The sequence below is a fragment of the Afipia sp. GW822-FHT04G07 genome (assembly GCF_058800765.1).
Map to the genome: position 1 here is coordinate 924,885 of NZ_JBXAMP010000001.1, position 18,376 is coordinate 943,260.

Here is an 18,376-nt window from a genome sequence, read left to right on the forward strand (position 1 = left end):
GAGCAAGTTCGCGTCTTACATTCCGAAGTCGAGAACGCTCGGCAACGTCTGAGCCAGCGGCAGGGTCGCGGCGCCGATCAAGGTGGCAACCAGCGCCTTCAGGGCGAGGTTGCTGCGGCGCTTGCCGCGCATCTGGCTCGCGATCCACTCAAGCACTTCGGTGTTGACGCCGACGGCCTTGGTGGGCGCCCAGCTTTCGATGGCCGTGTCCGGTGAAAGAGCGACGGCGCGCGGAGGCACCGGCAGACCGGAGGCAGCTGCGGCGTGATGCACGATTGCCTTGGCGAAGAGGTCGTCGAAGCGTCCGTCGTCGCTGCGCTCGGAGGCCGCCTCGTTGATCTCGAACAGGGTTTCGGCCTCGGCCCGGCTGACGGGCTCGTTGGCATTCGCCGCCGCGGTGAGAATCCGTGCGCACCAGGCCGCGTCACCCGCATCCAGCGCCCGCGAGAAGTGCACGCGGCCGGAGGTCGTCGGCCCCTCGCCCGTGATCACGCCGTCGCGCACGAAGGCAAGCGCGGTAGCGGAGACATCGCGGTCTGCGGTGAAGCTGGTTTCGATTTTCCGGATCAGTTCGGAAAGCGGCGCGTTGGCGATAATCGAGGCGGACGTCATGTTACTTTTCTCTTTTTGTATCCCGCAGCATTTTCATGCGGATGTAAACGAAGCGTTAATTAAGCGATTCGGAGATCGCTTCTTTCCCTTATGGTTGCGGATTGGTCGCACTGACCGTCCGCTTGGTTCGATGGAAATGACATCGGGAACCGGCGGCTGTGCGGCGCATCAAAGTCAAATTCGGGGCATTGCGAAAAAGTGAGCGCAACGGGACTCAGTTGTGAACTTTCGGCAACCCGCCGCAAAACAGCAGGGAATTCTGGAAAGCGTCCGCGCGATGGAAAAATCTTGTCCTTTTCGCCCCGTAGTTTCGTTTTCGCTCTTCGAGGGCTATACCCCTGACATCAAATTTCTTTGTAACGCTAAAGACATGAGGCGGATCGATGACTCTTCAGATTGGCGCGACCGCGCCGGATTTCGAAGCAGATACCACCGAGGGACACATCCATTTTCACGACTGGATCGGCGATAGCTGGGCTCTCCTTTTCTCGCATCCGAAAGACTTCACCCCGGTCTGCACCACCGAGCTTGGCACCCTCGCCCGCATGAAGCCGGAATTCGACAAGCGCGGCGTCAAGCTTCTCGGTTTGAGTGTCGATCCGGTCGCCCAGCACAAAGCCTGGAGCGAGGACATCAAGGAGACGCAGGGTGCCGCGCCGAACTATCCGATGATCGGCGACACCGACCTGAAAGTTTCCAAGCTCTACAACATGCTTCCGGCAAGCACGTCCGGCGGCTCCGAAGGCCGCACCGCCGCTGACAACGCCACCGTGCGCACCGTGTTCATCATTGGGCCGGACAAGAAGATCAAGCTGGTGCTGGTTTACCCGATGAGCACGGGCCGCAACTTCGACGAGGTCATCCGCGTCATCGACTCGCTGCAACTCACCGCGAAACACAGCGTCTCCACCCCGGCAAACTGGAAACAGGGCGAGGACGTCATCATTTCGGGCTCCGTGACCGACGATCAGGCGAAAGAGAAATTTCCGGGCGGCTGGAAGTCTCCGAAGCCGTACATCCGGATCGTTCCGCAGCCGAAATAATCGCACTGCACATTCGCAAAAACCAAAAGGGACGCAGGTTGCGTCCCTTTTTTATTGCGACGGCCGATCGAACAGTGTGCTCAGCTGTGCGAAAACCCGTGCGGCTCAGGCAGCCCGCGCAGGCGCCGTGGTTCTGTTCACGAGCAACACGGCAGCGGCGCAGATCGCCATACCGATAATCGCAAGCAGATCGAGCCGCTCGTCGAACAGCACATAGGCCATGATCGCGGTAACGCCGGGCACGAGATAAAACAGGCTCGCCACCCGCGTCGCCGCCGAATGACGGATCAGCCAGTACAGAAGACCGATCGATCCGATCGAAAGCACGACGACGAGCCACGCGAGGCTGAGCACGAACTCGCAATTCCAGACGATCACGCGGGTCTCGAACAGCCACGCGCCGAGGCCAAACAGCAATCCCGCTGCGACGAACTGAATGAGATTTCCCGCCCGCCAGTCGATCTGGCTGCAATACCGCTTTTGATAAAGCGTGCCGAGCGTGATGCTGACGAGCGCGACGCAAGTGGCAGCCCAGCCCCAACCCGCCTCTCCCGACATTGAACGGCCATGGAGAACGATCAGCGTTCCCGCCAAACCCATCAACAGCCCGGTCCACTGCAGCGGCGTCACGCGCTCGCCGAGCCAGCGGTTCGCCAGCGTGGACATCAGAATGGGTTGCAGTCCGGGAATCAGCGCGGACAGGCCCGCGGGGACCGAATGAAAAATCGCGACGGCTGTACCACCCAGATAAAAGCCATGCACAAGCAAACCGGCGATGGCGCTATGGATCACACCAGCGCGATCCGGCCACTTCGGACGCCAGATCGCAACCATCACTCCCATCAAGACTGCAACAAGCCCCATTCGCACCGCGAGATAGGTCAGCGGTTCGGCTCCGTTCAGCACGTATTTCGTGCCGACGAATCCCGTGCTCCACAGCAGGACGAAGATCGCAGGCGCCGCGCGCGCAGCGATCGATTCAAGTCGTTGCTGATCCGACGGCGGGTTCATTTGCGCAACTGCTTGCCCGATCTTATGCTATCGGGCAATCATCAAATGCGCCGGGCAACTCGCCCGGAAACGCAGATCGAAATGCCTTCCAGACCAAAGGATTCGTCATGGACGTTCGCGCCGCCGTCGCCATCGCTGCCGGGAAACCGCTTGAGATCACCACCGTGCAACTCGAAGGCCCGCGCGAGGGCGAAGTGATGATCGAGATCAAGGCGACAGGCGTGTGTCACACTGACGAATTCACATTGTCCGGCGCCGATCCCGAAGGGCTTTTCCCCGCCATCCTCGGTCATGAGGGCGCGGGCATCGTCGTCGATATCGGCAAAGGCGTGACCAGCGTCAAGAAAGGCGATCACGTCATTCCGCTGTACACGCCGGAATGCCGGCAATGCCCCTCGTGCCTGTCGCGCAAGACCAACCTCTGCACCGCGATCCGCGCCACGCAAGGCCAGGGCCTGATGCCGGACGGCACGTCCCGCTTCTCTCTCGGCGGCAAGCCGATCCATCACTACATGGGCACGTCGACGTTCGCGAACTATACCGTCCTGCCGGAGATCGCGGTGGCGAAAATCCGCGAGGACGCGCCGTTCGACAAGGTCTGCTACATCGGCTGCGGCGTCACCACCGGCATCGGCGCGGTCATCAACACCGCGAAGGTCGAGCAAGGCGCGAAGGCGATCGTGTTCGGCCTCGGCGGCATCGGGCTGAACGTGCTGCAGGGCCTGCGGCTCGCAGGCGCCGACATGATTATCGGCGTCGATCTCAACAACGACCGCAAGGCCTGGGGCGAGCGCTTCGGCATGACGCATTTTGTTAATCCGACGGATGTCGGCAAGGACCTCGTCGCGCATCTCGTCAACATGACCAAGACCAAGGAAGACCAGATCGGCGGCGCGGACTACACCTTCGATTGCACCGGCAATGTCACGGTGATGCGTCAGGCGCTGGAAGCCTGTCATCGCGGCTGGGGACAATCGATCGTGATCGGCGTCGCGCCCTCGGGCGCGGAAATCGCGACCCGTCCGTTCCAGCTCGTGACCGGGCGCGTCTGGAAGGGCACGGCCTTCGGCGGCGCGCGCGGCCGCACCGACGTGCCGAAGATCGTCGACTGGTACATGCAGGGAAAAATCCAGATCGATCCGATGATCACGCATGTGATGCCGCTGAACGACATCAACAAGGCGTTCGATTTGATGAAGCGCGGGGAATCGATCCGGGGCGTGGTGACGTTCTAGCGACAAGCCAACATGACGAACTGGCGTTGATGTGCGTTCGCGCGCTGTCGCCGCAAGAATTTCCCACTCCGTCATTCCGGGATGCGCCGCTTGGCGCAGGCCCGGAATCCAGAACCGTGGAAACTCGTAGCCGGTGGATTCCGGGTTCGCGCGAAGACGCGCGCCCCGGAATGACGGCGAACAACATCGAGTGACCAGACCCCCGAAACATTTCGTGATGGGGACACACATCCCCGCGCTCTGAACCCCGCTTATGTTCGGCACATCCTGTTCGTGAGGGGCGCTTCTCGAGGGCGCTTTGAAGCGGAGCAGGATGCGGCGCCTGCACGTGTGTTTCGCAAACACACGCTCGGGAGGCTGGGGTCACCGTCCGGGCCAACTACGTGGCTCTGCCGTTCGCGGCTGGACGCGGACAGGATGAAGGCGGAGAAATCCCGCCGGATAAAGACGCACCGCGTCCGTCCTGTCCCGGAAGTACGGTCCTCTCGCCCAAAATCGCCGCAGTGGAGCGCCGTGAGGCGATGCGCTTCCGGACCACATCGTGTCGCAAGCGATACCGGGAGCGAAACGAATACAAGGTGCGCCTCGCGGCGCTCCATGCCCCTCCCTTTTTACAGGGGCGCGAACGAGGCAGGCCTCGCGCGCGCATTTGAGGGCAAAACTAAAAGCTCACCTCGCGCGCGGCGCGGGAACGATGATGCGTGGCTGTTTGAAAAATGAATCTGGAAAACGTTCAGCGCGAGCGCGCAACACTTCCGATGTCGTCCCCGCGAAAGCGGGGACCCATAATCACCGCGGTTGAGAGCGTATCGCCGTCATCCTGAGGTGCGAGCACTTGCGAGCCTCGAAGGACATGCAACCGCGCATCCTTCGAGGCTCGCCGCAAATGCGGCTCGCACCTCAGGATGACGCGACATCAATAATGTTTCGAGGATTAATGGGTCCCCGCTTTCGCGTTGACGACCAGTCGATAGATTTCGCTGTTCAGAAGAACTCTTCCGGGCACGGATCGACGATCTGCCAGAGATCGCTGCCGTTCTTGATCTTCTTCATCTCGTTGGTGAGCCCGCCGTTGCGGCTAATCCACGCTTTCACCGGCTGCGGATAATAGGACATCAGATCCGACGTCCCCTCGTTGCTGGTGATCTTGATGCCGAGGGTGAAGGCCTTGTCGTAATAGGCCTGGTGGAAGCCGAGACTGGCACGCGGCGTCACGCAGATCTTGTTCATCGGCACAATGCCGAACACCATCGTGCAGGCCGAATTGCAGATGCCGTCGATGATGACGCGCTCGCCCCGCGCGCGAATGCGCTGGTACTTCGCCTTGTACTCTTCGACATAGCCGCCGTGATCGCGGGTGATGCGCACATCGGCGCGTGCCGGCAAACTCGCCAGCAGCGACAAAACGACAGACAGAAAAACAACAATTCGCATGTGAAGCCGGAAAACAGATGCAACTGATCTGGACAAAGCGACCAGTCCACCAACAACAAGACTCTGGCGGGACTGTGTTTGAAAATCGTTAAGCACAATGCGGCAAGCTATAATGACGGTCAACAATACGTATCAAGCATTTGAAATATAACAATTTTTTAGATTCGCCGCGGATTGTTTCCATGCTGTTTTGCTCTCAAGAAATTAGCGCGTCCACTGCGGGGAACGCGCTAATTCCAATCTTCGACTGAGCGCCTGAGGGCCGCTACTTCTTCGGACGAATCGCGTCGGCGGTGCCTTGAATGAACGCCGTGATCTTGACGACGTCGTCTTCGCTCAGCTTGCCGGTAAAGTCCGGCATTCCCTTGTCGACATGCGGTCCCTTGAACACAAAGTTCTTCAGGTTCGCGATCGTTTCGGCGCCGACGTAGCCGAGATTTCTGACATTGCCGCCCTTGTCCACTCCGGGGACGCCGTGACAGGTCACGCAACTGCTGACGTACAGCAGCGTTCCTGGCCCGACATCTGCCGGATTGTATTTCACGCCCTCGAGAAGATTCTCCATCTGATACTTGGTCATTTGCGGCAGCGGCGCCTTGCCGTCGATCGCAAAGGTATAGACCGTGCCGGGATTGTCCGCCTCGGTGGCACGGGCCGCGATCCCGAAGACGCCGCCCCACCCGACCGCGATGGACACGTACTGCTTGCCATCGAGCATGTAGGTCGACGCAGCCGCAACCACGCCGGTGCCCGTTGGCGATTCCCAGAGCTTCTCGCCTGTCGTCGCATTATAGGCGATGAAGCGGCCATCGGCCGTTCCCTGGAAAACAAGGTTGCCGGCGGTGGTCAGCGTTCCGCCGTTCCACGGCGCCACGTATTCCTGCTTCCATGCTTCCTTCTGCTTGACCGGATCCCACGCGATGAGCCGGCCGAACGGCATGTTCTTCGGCGGCGTCGCGTTCAGCACGAAACCGGTGTTCCAGCCGGTATTGCCGCCAAACTCACCGGGCTGATTGGCGTTGTGTTTCCACCCCTTCTGCGGAGTGAGATTGAGCGGCACGCCTTGCGCCGGCAGATACACGAGACCGGTCATCGGATTAAATGACATCGGGTGCCAATTGTGGGCGCCGTAAGGACCCGGAATGGCGTCCATGCCTTTTTCGGGGTCGCGTGCCGCGGCAACTTCAATCGGACGTCCATTGGCGTCGTATCCGGTCGCCCAATTCACATCGACGAAATTCTTGGCCGAGATGAACTTGCCGTTGGTGCGATCGATGACGAAGAAGAAGCCGTTCTTCGGCGCATGAAGGATCACCTTCCGCGGAGCACCGTCGATGTTGATGTCCGCCAGGATCATCGGCTGGGTCGAGGTGTAGTCCCAATGGTCGCCGGGTGTTTCCTGATAATGCCAGACGTACTTGCCGGTGTCGGCATTCAGCGCGACGATCGACGCAAGATAGAGATTGTCACCGCCCGCGGGGCTGCGGAGATGCCGGTTCCACGGCGATCCGTTGCCCGTCCCGATATAAACAAGGTTCAGGTCGGGATCGAACGTGATGGTGTCCCACGCCGTTCCGCCGCCGCCGTTGATCCAGTATTTGCCGGCCGGATCCCAGGTTTTAGCGGCCGCCTCCATCGATTCATCTTCGTAGGGCTTGGCCGGATCGCCCGGAACGATAAACCACCGCCAGGCCTGATCGCCGGTTTCCGCGTCATACGCGGTGACGTAACCGCGCGCGCCGTATTCCGCGCCGCCGTTGCCGATCACCACTTTGCCGTTCACAACGCGCGGCGCGCCGGTGATGGTGTAGGAATGCTCCTTGTCGATGAGCGTGTCTTTCTCCCAGACCTTCTTGCCGGTCACGGCATCGAGCGCCACGAGCCGCCCGTCATAGGCGCCGACGAAGACCTTGCCCTTGTGGAGCGCAACGCCGCGATTCACGACGTCGCAGCACCCCTTGAAGCCGATCGCGCGCGATACTTCAGGGTCAAATGTCCATATCTTCTTGCCGGTACGGACGTCGATGGCGTGAACGACGCTCCACGAGGCGGTGACATACATGATGCCGTCGACAACCAGCGGCGTCGCTTCAACGCCGCGCGACGATTCAAGATTGTAGGTCCACATCAAACCGAGATTCTTGACGTTGTCGGTGTTGATCTGATTCAGCTTGCTGAACCGCGTCTCGCCATAGTCGAGGCCGATCGTGGGCCAGTCGTTCGATGTTGCGGCATTAGCCTTGATGGAATTCTGATCGACCGCCGACGTCACCGCCTTGATGTGTTCAGGCGAACCTTTGGGCGGCGATTGCGCAGAAGCAGCGGAGAAGACCGCAAGCGTCGCGATCGCGGACGCAGTCAACAAAAAACCCAGCACTGAGTGCCGGGTTGCGGTAGTCGCTGTTTTGGTCGTCGCTGAAAATTGCCGAAAGACATCGATACGATTGGCGAGACGTTTCATACAATCCTCCCAATGACCTCTGGTGGGTCTTGTTGAATGTTAGACGCAAAAGAAGAAGCGTCAACGCATGTGTGTGGCATGCAAGGTTTTGTTGTTTTGCAGCGCAACGCGCTGCGTTGTTCCATCATTCGCACAGCGAAATTACATCTCGATTCATGTCATGCCGGTCGCAGCAATGATTGCTCGCCGTAATGCCGTCGTGCAGTTTGACCGGAGAGTCGTGAGAGATGGTTTGAAGAGAGAAGAGACAAGTGAATAAGCAGCGCCTACGATCGCGTGGATTCCGCGACGCCACGATTGAATCGTTGGCCCCTATCGAACTTGCTGAGATCGTCACAGGTTGTGTGTCGCGTTGCCTGGATTGGGTGCGAATGAAGCCGAACATCTGCCGGCAGATTTTGAGAGTCCGTGGAGCAATGAGGCTCACTGCCGGCCCCCCCTCCAACAACCCAAGCCTGTATATTTTCCTATCCACAACCCACCTGCAGGAGCCGAACGCACATCTTAACAAGCTAAAATCAGCTCGCGTTTTGACGGGGATAGCGACCTGGGGGAGGTATTATGGAACCTATCCTCGTTGCCTTCCTGCAACAGTTCCAAAGAGTCAAATATGTGGCCATTCTAGGGAGCTAGGTAGCGTGCTACAGTTTTTTAGAAATTTTTTAATCGATTGAGTCTTTGGGGGATTTTAGGATGCGTACACCAGCGTTTATCGCGGCAGCGTTGCTGCTGGGATGTGCGTTTCCGCCTGTAGCGCATAGCCAGTCTGCATTTTTGATCAACGACGCTTTGAAGCAGGCAATCGCCACGAATCCGGGCGTTGGTGAAGCTGCAGCCAATCGGCGCGCAACTGATGCAGAACTCAGGCAACAGCAATCGACGTTGCTGCCGCAAGTTCGCGTTGAAGGACGCGCAGGTCCGGAGCGCTTCAATCAGCAGATTGTCCCTGCACCACTCGGGAACGATACATGGCGAAACGGCCGAGACGTTTCGGTCGTCGCTCGTCAGTTGGTGTTCGACGGATTTACATCCTTGAACGAGATCTGGCGTCAGTCCGCGCGCGTCAATGCGGCGGCAGCGCGCGTGCATGAGAGAACCGAATTGCTCGCGCTGGACGCGGCCGAAGCGTACATCGACGTCATTCGCTACACCCGTCTCATTTCCATCGGGGAAGACAACGTAAGAGTCCACCGTGGTTTGCTTGGCAACGTGCAGGCCCGCTTCAAGGGCGGCCGCGCTGGCGAAGGCGATCTTGAGCAGACGCGCGAGCGCGTCGAAAATGCCATTGCCACCCTGGCAGGCTTCCGCCAGAGCCTCGACGAGGCGCGGGCAAAGTATCGCAAGTCCGTCGGTCTCGAACCCTACAATCTGCGCAACCCGCACCGCCTTGCAGGTTTGCCCTCCACCAAGGATGAATCGCTCGCCATCGCGATCCGGTTCAACCCGACCATCAAGGCGGCGGAAGCCGACGCCCGCGCAGCTAAATACGCATTTCGCAGCACCTCGGGCGCTTTCGTTCCGAATGTCTATCTGGAAGGACGCGCCTCCACCGGAATCGACGCCAACAGTTATGTCGGCAAGCGCGACGACGTGAGCGGCAAGGTGGTCGTGAGCTGGGATGTTTTCCGCGGCGGCCAAGATACATGGCGGCGCGCCGAGATGGCCGAACGTTATGTTGAGGGCACCATGCGTCATGCGCGCCTGCAGCGCGACGCCGTCGAATCGATCGACAAGGCGTGGGCCGCTCGCACGCTCACCGCGGACAGAATCGCAGCGCTCAATCGTCAGATCGCATCGGACCGTAAGGTCATTACGTCCTACCAGAAGGAATACGAACTCGGTCAGCGCTCGCTGGTCGATTTGCTGAACGGGCAGAACCAGCTGTTCAACGGATTTATCTCGCTGGTCTCCGCGCAGAGCGTGGCCATATTTGCCGACTATCAGTTGCTCGCCGCGATGGGCAATCTGATCGAATACGTCAAGGCGCCTCCACCGGCCGACGCCTCGCCTGACGTCGAGCCGTTCGGGCTTTTCCCGACCAAGCTGCCGCCTATTATTCTGCATGATCCCGTGACGGGCCCGGAGCCCCTTCCCGTTAAGCGGGCAGAACCCGTACCCGTCTTCAATTACGCAGCAACCGGGCCGCGCAATCTTCTTCCTGGCAATGACGATTTTGCTGGCCGCTGGCAGGGTTCTAACCCGGCGCAGGAGTTGGTCGATGCAGCATCGAAGTGGCCTGTGACAGGAAGCGCTTCCCGCGCCCAAGCGTCGGCAAATTGAGGCCAGGTCGTTAACGTCATTAATTGACGTCGTTCATTTTCAAATTCGCAAACGCCTGCCGGCGGAGGCGCGGGTTGCGTATGCGATAGTTAATGCGTGCGCATTAGTCTTAATCTTAAGGTTTTCTTAAGTTTTCTGGCCGGTGGCACTAGGATGGCTGCTTAAACTCATAGCCAGGACCACATCCGTGAAACCGGAAGCCGCAACTCATTTAAGCCCCTCGACGCCGGGTGAGCGCGATGCCGTTGACCCCTTAAGGGATCCGTTGGCAGCGGCTTTGATCTATCTCGCAGGCTTTCATGGACGCACAATCAGCCGCGAAGCCCTGATCGCTGGCCTGCCGATTATCAATGGCCGCCTGACCGCGATGTTGGTCGAACGCGCAGGGCTGCGAGCCGGACTTGAGATCGAACCGGTAAAGCGAGCGCTTCCGGATATTCCCGCGCTCGTGCTGCCTGTCTTGCTTATCACAAAGGATGGGATGCCATTGATCCTGAGCGGACTCGATGAAGCCCGCGAAATGGCTCGTGTCGTTGACCCTGAGCGGCCCGAAACAGCGACCAGCACGACTCTTTCCGAGCTTGCGTCGCGCTATTCGGGTTATGCGTTTCTCGTCAAGCCAGCAGCAACGGCCGATGCGCGAACCGTCGCCGCCGGTGACCTGCCAAAGACTCATTGGTTCTGGTCGGTCGTCCGCAGGTTCGGCTCCAACTACGGGCATGTCGCGCTGGCGGCGCTCCTTGTCAACATGCTCGCTCTGGCAGCGCCCCTCTTTACAATGAACGTGTATGACCGGGTCGTGCCGAACGGCGCGATCCCTTCGCTGGTTGCACTGGCGATCGGATTGGGTCTTGCGATCGTTTTCGACTTCATCATCCGCATTGTCCGAAGCCGGATCATCGATCTCACCGGCAAGAAAATCGATGTCGTGCTGGCCGCGAATATCTTCGAGCATATTCTCGCGGTGAAAATGGCGAACAGGCCGACCTCCGTAGGCATTCTCGCCAATCAGATGAGGGACTTCGATTCAGTCAGAGAATTCTTTACGTCAGGAACAGTGGTGGCGGCCACGGACCTGATTTTCGCTATGATCTTCATCGGCGTGCTCTTCGTCATCGCCGGGCCGCTGGCCTGGATTCCGCTGCTGATGCTGCCGATCGTCATCGCGACCGGTTTTATCCTGCAGCGTCCTCTGGATCGGGCGATGAAAAGGCTGCAGGCCGAATCCGCCGCACGCCACGGCGTCTTGATTGAATCGCTGTCAGGCATCGAAACCGTTCGCGCGACGGGCGCGGAATCGCGCATGCAGACTGCGTGGGAACGATCCGTTGCGGCAACAGCCCGGTCCGGCGAGGACGTTCATTTCTGGTCTTCGCTGGCTCTGACCATTTCGAGTTCGGCCCAGCAGATTACCAGCATGCTGCTCGTTGTGATTGGCGTGTTCCTGATCCTCGACGGCAAGATCACCATGGGCGCATTGATAGCGGCCAATATGCTCTCCGGCCGTGTGCTGGCTCCGATATCCAGCCTCGCCTCGGTTATCACGCGGGCCACTCAAACCATCAGCGCACTTCGCTCCATCGATCGGTTGATGTCGCTTGAGCGGGAGCGCCCGCCGGGACGCGCTTTCGTCACCCGGAAAATCGAAAATGGATCCGTCAGTTTCGAAAACGTGAGTTTTCGCTATCCCGGCACCAAGGAAAACGCGCTCGAGAACGTATCGTTCAAAATCGCACCTGGAGAACGTGTCGCCATTATCGGCCGCGTCGGCTCAGGCAAGACGACGGTCGGACGGCTGCTGGCAGGATTTTACGATCCGCTTGAAGGCAGCATCGCCATCGATGGAATCGACCTGCGGCAGTATGATCCGGCGGACCTTCGCGCCGGCGTCGGCTTCGTTATGCAGGATACCGACCTGTTCTTTGGAAAGCTGCGCGATAACATCACGCTTGGGAAGCCATCGGCAACCGACGAAGAGGTTCTCGAAGTCGCGCGGCTGTCGGGAGTCGAGCAATTCATCGCCGGTCACCCGCTCGGCTACGACATGCCAATCGCTGAAGGTGGGCGAAGCCTTTCCGGCGGGCAGAAGCAGGCGATCGGGCTGGCGCGGGCCATGATCCGTAAACCAAAGATCATGTTCATGGACGAACCGACTGCGCACTTCGATGTGCGCAGCGAAACCGAATTTCTCGATCGTCTGAAGGCGATAGCCAAATCTGACATGACGATCATCGTTTCCACGCATCGCCCTTCCCTGCTGTCCCTCGTGAATCGAATTCTGGTGTTCGAGCGTGGCAAGCTGGTCGCCGACGGGCCGCGCGAAACCATCCTCGCCAGCCTTCAGGCGGGCGCGAAGCGGCAAACAGAGCCTCCTAAATTTGACAAACCCGTTATGAAATCAAATGCAGCAAACTGATTTTGCCTTCGCCAACGATATTCGCGCCGCGGTCGAACTGCGTACGCCGCGCACGTCGCGGCTCGTCCTGTTTTGCTCACTGGCACTTATGGTCGTCGGTATCATCTGGGCCCATTTTGCCGTTCTCGACGAGGTGAAACGCGGCAACGGTCGGGTCGTGCCGACCCGTCAGATTCAGGTTGTCCAATCGCTGGAAGGCGGCATCGTCGGGGCCATTCTCGTTCAGGAAGGCGCAATCGTAAAGCAAGGCCAGCCCTTGATGCGGATCGAAGATACCAAGTTCGCGTCTGAATTTGGTGAAATCCGCGAAAGACGGGCAGCGATGGCGGCGCGCGTATCCCGCCTTGAAGCCGAAGCCGCCGGCGCCAGCACTTTGGCCTTCCCTGCTGAACAGATGGAAGCTGCGCCCCGAGCCGTCGCAGCCGAGAAAAGCCTGTTTGAAGCGCGTGCGCGGAAACTCGCGCAGGACATCGACGTCGTGGCGCAACAAGAAACCCAGCGCCGGCGAGAATTCGATGAATACAAGGCGACGGAAACAAAACTGACCGAAACCCTCAGGCTGCTTCAACGTGAAGTCGATCTGACGCGCAATTTGTATCAGCAGAAGGTCGTGCCTGAAATCGAGATGCTGCGAATTGACCGGCAAGCGACCGAAATGCGCGGGCAACTGCAGGTCATCAAGGCATCTTTGTCGAAGGCAGAAGCAGCGGTTCAGGAAGCCCAGGCCCGTTCGCAGAATGCGCGGGCGACCTTGAGAGCGCAGGCGGATGAGGATCTTGCAAAATCGAGGGGTGACCTCGCCGTTCTCGATGAGAACATTAAATCGGCGAAAGATCGCGTTTTTCGGACTGAGATGAAGTCCCCGGTCCACGGCATCGTCAACAAGCTGAACGTGACGACAGTTGGCGCGGTGGTGCAGCCGGGCGCCAACTTGATGGATATCGTTCCGCTCGATGACAGTCTTCTGGTTGAAGGTCGAATTCGGCCGCAGGACATTGCGTTCATACGTGCCGGTCAGGACGCCGTTGTCAAAATAACAGCTTACGATTCGTCCGTTTACGGCTCTCTGAAGGGCAAGGTCGAGCGGATCAGTGCCGATACCATTGCGGACGACAAGCCCGAGCGCGGCGAAAAGGCTGAGACCTTCTATCGCGTGATGGTCCGTACGGATAAGAACCACCTTGGGACAACCGAAACCCCTCTTCCCATCATCCCGGGCATGGTGACCACTGTCGAAGTGCTCACGGGCGCGAAGTCTGTCCTTGATTACGTCGTGAAGCCGGCACGAATGCTGCGCGAAGAAGCCCTTCGTGAACGCTGACGGTAACGAAACATCAGCATTAACGCTGCGTTACCGGATGGGTTGATTCAAATTCTAGATAATCCATTTCCTCGCCTTCCACTCTCCTGCACAGAATAGCCCCTCGCATTAGCGCCGTTTAACCCGGTTCTAGGTGCCCGCGTCCAATGATCGCCCCATCACACGGGGACGGGATCAGCTTCAGGCTGACCGACGCCCCCGGGATACAGGGGCGTTTTTCATGGCGATGTTTTCAACGGCTCGTACCGTCACAACGGCAGTTATTGGCCTCACGATACTGACCGCTAGTGGTTTTCCAGGCGAGGCAGCATCGAAGACCAAGCCCAGAAAGTATATTTTTGACGATCTGGTGACGCCTTCCATGCTGGCTCCGCCGTCGCAGCCTGTCCGCGTGCAGGCTGGAGGCGCGCGCTTCTTTTCGATCAACAGCGTTCTGGCGAAGCTCGACGGCAAACCTGCGACGGAGCAGCCAATCCGGCTGGCGTCTGTGGCAAACGATGACGTTCTTTCCGATGCGCCTTCCGGGCTGATCAACATGGAACGGACATCGCAGACCACGAACGAACCCTTTGGTCTCTTTACATTCCGTGCGCCGGAAGGCGTGCTCTGGCGCAAATGGCGCGGCGCAAAAGCCGCGATTGAATCCGAATTGCGACAGGTGGAAGACTGCAAGACGGATGCCTCCACTTGCAGCGACGCAGCCCGTCGCTTCCAATTGATCGTCGATGAAGTTCGCGGCCAAAGTGGCGTGGCCCGATTGGAAACCGCCAATCGGCTGATCAATATCGCCATCCGTTATACGAGCGATCTTTCGCAACACGCTGCCTTGGACGTGTGGTCCGCGCCGCTGGCATCGCTCGAAACTGGACGGGGCGACTGCGAGGATTACGCGATTGCAAAATATGTCGTACTGCGGGAAGCAGGCGTCCCGGAGCAGGATCTCCGCATTCTTCTGGTCCGTGACCGAAGAGTACGCGAGGACCACGCCGTCCTCACCGTTCGAGATGGCGGAACCTGGAGCGTGCTGGACAATCGGAGCGCGAAGTTGGCGATCGACAGTGAAGTACTGCACTTTACTCCCCTCTATGCTCTCGACAGCGCCGGAGTAAGTCTCTTCGCATCGCCCTACCTGACTCAACGGCTGAACAGAGCGGCCAAGGCGGTTCTGCCGGCGTCTGACGCCATGAGGAGCGAAGGCGTGGCCACAGGCTGGTCGTCACAAGAAGTATCCGCAACGACTGATGCCGGCGATGCCGGAATGTCGCTCGCGGGCAGCTCTTCAGGCGCGGCAACCCTGCCGATCCTGATGTAACGGTATTGCCGGTCGAGCCCGATCGACCGGCCCATCGTCACGGTTGCTAACCTTTTTGGGTCCTTCAGAGCTGCGGCCTAGCCTGCGCTTTACCGCCTTACGATGCGCGGTGATCGCTTTCGTGCTATATTTCCAAGGTCTCGGCGCGATTTTAGCGCCGATTTAGGCCAAGCGGGAATATCGTGAAACCAGACGCAAAAGTTTCATTTCGGAGCAAGCTTCGGCACGCAGCCGCGGCTGGCCTTGCCGGTTCGGTTCTCATCGCCTGCGGGAGCTCAATCGCGCTCGCGCAGGTTCCGACGGTCGAACGCGCCGCCAAAGGCCCGCCGGCGAAGGACATCCGGGTCGGAGTTTATCTCAACGTGCAGCCCGATTGCACGTCGGGCACCCTTCCGGCTATCCGCCTTGTCAGCCCGCCAGCGAACGGAGCCGTCAACATCAAGCGCGGCAAGGTCAGCGCCACGAATTACAAACAATGCCTCGCGCTCGAAGTCCCCGGCTTCATCGCATTCTATCGCTCAAAACCGGACTTCTCGGGAATCGATGTCCTCACCATCGAGATCAAGTACCCGGGCGGACGCACCGAGATGCAGCGCATCAGCGTGACTGTCGGCAGCGGACCTGGCGGACGGGACATCTAGCCTGTTCAGCGGCGAAATCTGTTTGAGCTATCGCACAAGAAAAAGCCCGCCGGAAAATTTCCGGCGGGCTTTGATTTCGGGAACATCGATAAATCAGACCTTGTGGATGTCGGTCGCAGTCAACGCCGCATGATTGTCGAGGATAGCGAGCAGGACGCGGTTAGCATCAACGGCTCCGCCGTTGGCATCGTAATATAAATTTCCGCTGCTGGAGTCGTAGGAGAAGTGCTGCGACGGTCCGAGATCCTTCGTTGCAGCATCGGCACCTTGATAGATCGTCTCGTTCAGCACATTCCCGGCAGTCCAGTTAACTCCGCTGAATGCGGAGCCCAAAAGATCGATAACGTCATTTTGTGGACTTGGACCGGTGCTGCCACTGAAGTCGAGGATATGATCACCCAGTTCGGACAGCGCGTTGAACCGGAAATGATCCGCTCCCGCGCCGCCGGTCAGCGTGTCGATGCCGCCACCGCCGATGAGCGTATCGTTACCAGTTCCTCCAACGAGTACCTCGCCCGCTGCCGTACCCGTGAGCGTGTAGCCCGGCCCCGCGCCTCCCGATAGCAACGCATCAAGAGGCATTGCGCCAGTGATGTCGCCATCACTATCCACCGCCGAGATTCCGAAATGCAGTGGCTGGTCTTCCGGAACAACAGATGTTCCGAGCTTGAAGCTCTGCACACCGAAGTTGTTGCCAAGGCCCGTTTCCTGATCGAACCAGATGGCGAGCTTGGCGAATTCTCCTGGCGGGTTGATCGTGATCGGATACGGAACGCTGCTGCTTGGTAGGCTTATCGGCTGGTCTCCCGAGCCCGCATTGAAGCCGCTGCCGCCGTTGATCACATTGCCGTCGGCGTCGTAAGCAATCCAGTGCAGATGAGCTGTGTGGGTAGCGCCGCCGCCGCCATTGCGAATAACGGAGAAGGTCAGACTGTCGGCCGTGGTCGGCGTTCCGCTATCGGCAACGGTGACGAAGAAGCCTTCGTTATTCTCGATGCCGTTACTACCCACACCGAACCCAGTTCCGTTTGGCTTGAGGTCGTCCGCCTCATTGCCAGCCCCAGGCCCCAAATCTATGAGCTTGTTCGTGGTCGTATTGTAGATTGCACCGTTGAAGGTAACAGTATGAGCGCCTGCCGGTCCATCAATGGTTTCGACGCTGCCTCCGCCACCAAAGGCCGACGAAGGAATGTCAGTATAAGCGACCGGACGCTCATGATACGTTAGCGTATAGACATGCGCTGCGTCATCAACCTGCAGTGTGTAGAATACCTGATTGGTTGCATCGACCGTTGCGGTTAGCGTCTTGCCATCAGCCGACAGTGTCTCGGTAATGCCCTGCAGATTGTCCCACGAGGTAATGACCAGGCCTGCGTTCGTGGTCACAGTTCCGGACTGCGTTGTAACGGTAACAGTAGCCGGACTTGTCGAGTTGGAGCCGTCTGCACCGAAGTCGACGTCGATATTTCCAACTGCCACACCATCGGTATTGGCCACGATAGCATTCTGGATCGAGTGGATCACCGGCACGTCATCGCTGATCGTCAGATTGACCGATCCATAAACCTTGTCACCTGACGCATCCGTCGCGACAACTTGGATATCGCTGATCGAAACGCCTGTTCCGCTGTGGTTCACGTTATCGACCAGTGTGGCTGTGACCGTCGGCGTCACCGTGCCGCCCGCCGATGCATTCAGGGTGCCAGACAGGCTGAGATAGACGAACGCACCGAGGTCAACGCTGGTCGGGCTGATCAAATGGCCGACAAGCTCAACACCGACAAGCGACCAGGAAAGCGTGTAGCCGCTCTGCAGGCCCGCGAAGGTCGGCGCGACCCAGCCGGGTGCAGACGGGTTCGCGAACGCAACGCTGATGTTCTCGCCTGTCGCTGTGAAGGTGATTCCGGACGTTGCCTGTGCCGTTTCCGTCCGGAGATTCGGGTTGGTGCCCGTGACAACACCTGCGTGAAGGTCTGTCGCGGGCGCTGTCGTGTCAACGATCGTGTCGAGCGCAGCCTCGGTCAACGTCAGCGAAACACTGCCGCCGCCGGACGGTATCGTATTCGCATTGGTGGATGGTTCACCAGCAGTGACCATCTTTTCGTATTCGCCGTCGCCTGACTTCCCGATGATCGAGTTGGTGATCGTCGAACCGAATGAGCCGTAAGCGTATGTGACATCGACCGTGGCACTGGTTGCGCCCTGTACGAAATGGACCGTTTGGCCCGACTGCAGGTTAAACGCGAGCAGGTCGTCCTTCGGACCAATCGGGCTCAATCCATCACCGTTCGTCAACGACACGGTGTAGGTAATTGTCACGCCGTTGGCGCCGTACGCGGCGTTACCCGCCGTCAGCATTGCGGTCGTCGTATTGATGGTATCCGAGATGTGCGCGGTCGCCGACCCGTTCACCGGATCCGGGATCACCTTCTCGAAGTTGCCGCCAGTGACCGACGTGATCTTCACGGTCAGGTCGGACGGATCGGTGTAGACATCTTCACCGTTCGGATTATCGACCAGAAGCGTGCCGGCGGTCTGGCCATCTCCAATGGTGATGGTGCCATGGTCGGTCACGACCGTGGTGTCGCCACGGGACTCGTTGCTCAGCGT

13 protein-coding genes are annotated in these 18,376 nt (G+C 59.1%); 8 read left to right on the forward strand and 5 right to left on the reverse strand.

What is annotated here, in order from left to right; translation table 11 throughout:
* Nucleotides 1-15: 15 nt before the first annotated feature.
* A complete protein-coding gene (locus AC1RKJ_RS04620) occupies nucleotides 16-612 on the reverse strand; it encodes a hypothetical protein (protein ID WP_492789901.1) in 597 nt (198 codons plus the stop codon).
* On the opposite strand from AC1RKJ_RS04620, the gene AC1RKJ_RS04625 reads away from it, so the two are divergent.
* Complete coding sequence (locus tag AC1RKJ_RS04625) at nucleotides 611-814, forward strand: hypothetical protein (protein ID WP_492789903.1); 204 nt, start codon at nucleotides 611-613, stop codon at nucleotides 812-814. The genes AC1RKJ_RS04620 and AC1RKJ_RS04625 overlap by 2 nt on opposite strands.
* 181 nt (nucleotides 815-995) lie before the next feature.
* Nucleotides 996-1,655 (forward strand): peroxiredoxin, encoded by a 660-nt coding sequence (locus AC1RKJ_RS04630; protein WP_492789905.1) that lies wholly within the window; start codon nucleotides 996-998, stop codon nucleotides 1,653-1,655.
* Nucleotides 1,656-1,760: 105 nt separating this feature from the next.
* On the opposite strand, the gene AC1RKJ_RS04635 is transcribed toward AC1RKJ_RS04630, so the two are convergent.
* Complete coding sequence (locus AC1RKJ_RS04635) at nucleotides 1,761-2,666, reverse strand: DMT family transporter (RefSeq protein ID WP_492789907.1); 906 nt, start codon at nucleotides 2,664-2,666, stop codon at nucleotides 1,761-1,763.
* A 107-nt stretch (nucleotides 2,667-2,773) separates the two neighbouring features.
* Between AC1RKJ_RS04635 and AC1RKJ_RS04640 the strand changes: the two genes are divergently transcribed.
* Nucleotides 2,774-3,901, forward strand: a complete 1,128-nt coding sequence (locus AC1RKJ_RS04640) for an S-(hydroxymethyl)glutathione dehydrogenase/class III alcohol dehydrogenase (RefSeq protein WP_492789908.1) — start codon at nucleotides 2,774-2,776, stop codon at nucleotides 3,899-3,901.
* A gap of 984 nt (nucleotides 3,902-4,885) precedes the next feature.
* Here AC1RKJ_RS04640 and AC1RKJ_RS04645 read toward each other — a convergent pair.
* Nucleotides 4,886-5,335: a hypothetical protein gene (locus AC1RKJ_RS04645; RefSeq protein WP_492789910.1), complete on the reverse strand. Its 450-nt coding sequence runs from the start codon at nucleotides 5,333-5,335 to the stop codon at nucleotides 4,886-4,888.
* 265 nt (nucleotides 5,336-5,600) lie between these two features.
* Nucleotides 5,601-7,796: a PQQ-dependent dehydrogenase, methanol/ethanol family gene (locus AC1RKJ_RS04650; RefSeq protein ID WP_492789912.1), complete on the reverse strand. Its 2,196-nt coding sequence runs from the start codon at nucleotides 7,794-7,796 to the stop codon at nucleotides 5,601-5,603.
* A 693-nt stretch (nucleotides 7,797-8,489) separates the two neighbouring features.
* Between AC1RKJ_RS04650 and AC1RKJ_RS04655 the strand changes: the two genes are divergently transcribed.
* From AC1RKJ_RS04655 to AC1RKJ_RS04675, 5 genes are all read left to right on the forward strand, one after another.
* Nucleotides 8,490-10,076: a TolC family outer membrane protein gene (locus AC1RKJ_RS04655; RefSeq protein ID WP_492789913.1), complete on the forward strand. Its 1,587-nt coding sequence runs from the start codon at nucleotides 8,490-8,492 to the stop codon at nucleotides 10,074-10,076.
* Between the two features lie 187 nt (nucleotides 10,077-10,263).
* A complete protein-coding gene (locus AC1RKJ_RS04660) occupies nucleotides 10,264-12,492 on the forward strand; it encodes a type I secretion system permease/ATPase (protein WP_492789915.1) in 2,229 nt (742 codons plus the stop codon).
* Complete coding sequence (locus tag AC1RKJ_RS04665; protein ID WP_492789918.1) at nucleotides 12,479-13,813, forward strand: HlyD family type I secretion periplasmic adaptor subunit; 1,335 nt, start codon at nucleotides 12,479-12,481, stop codon at nucleotides 13,811-13,813. The genes AC1RKJ_RS04660 and AC1RKJ_RS04665 overlap by 14 nt, the downstream gene beginning before the upstream one ends.
* 220 nt (nucleotides 13,814-14,033) lie before the next feature.
* Nucleotides 14,034-15,125 (forward strand): transglutaminase-like cysteine peptidase, encoded by a 1,092-nt coding sequence (locus tag AC1RKJ_RS04670; RefSeq protein WP_492789920.1) that lies wholly within the window; start codon nucleotides 14,034-14,036, stop codon nucleotides 15,123-15,125.
* A 182-nt stretch (nucleotides 15,126-15,307) separates the two neighbouring features.
* Nucleotides 15,308-15,766, forward strand: a complete 459-nt coding sequence (locus AC1RKJ_RS04675; protein ID WP_492789921.1) for a hypothetical protein — start codon at nucleotides 15,308-15,310, stop codon at nucleotides 15,764-15,766.
* 93 nt (nucleotides 15,767-15,859) lie between these two features.
* Here the strand turns inward: AC1RKJ_RS04675 and AC1RKJ_RS04680 are convergent.
* On the reverse strand, nucleotides 15,860-18,376 hold a 2,517-nt coding region (locus AC1RKJ_RS04680; protein WP_492789922.1), incomplete at its 5' end, for an immunoglobulin-like domain-containing protein.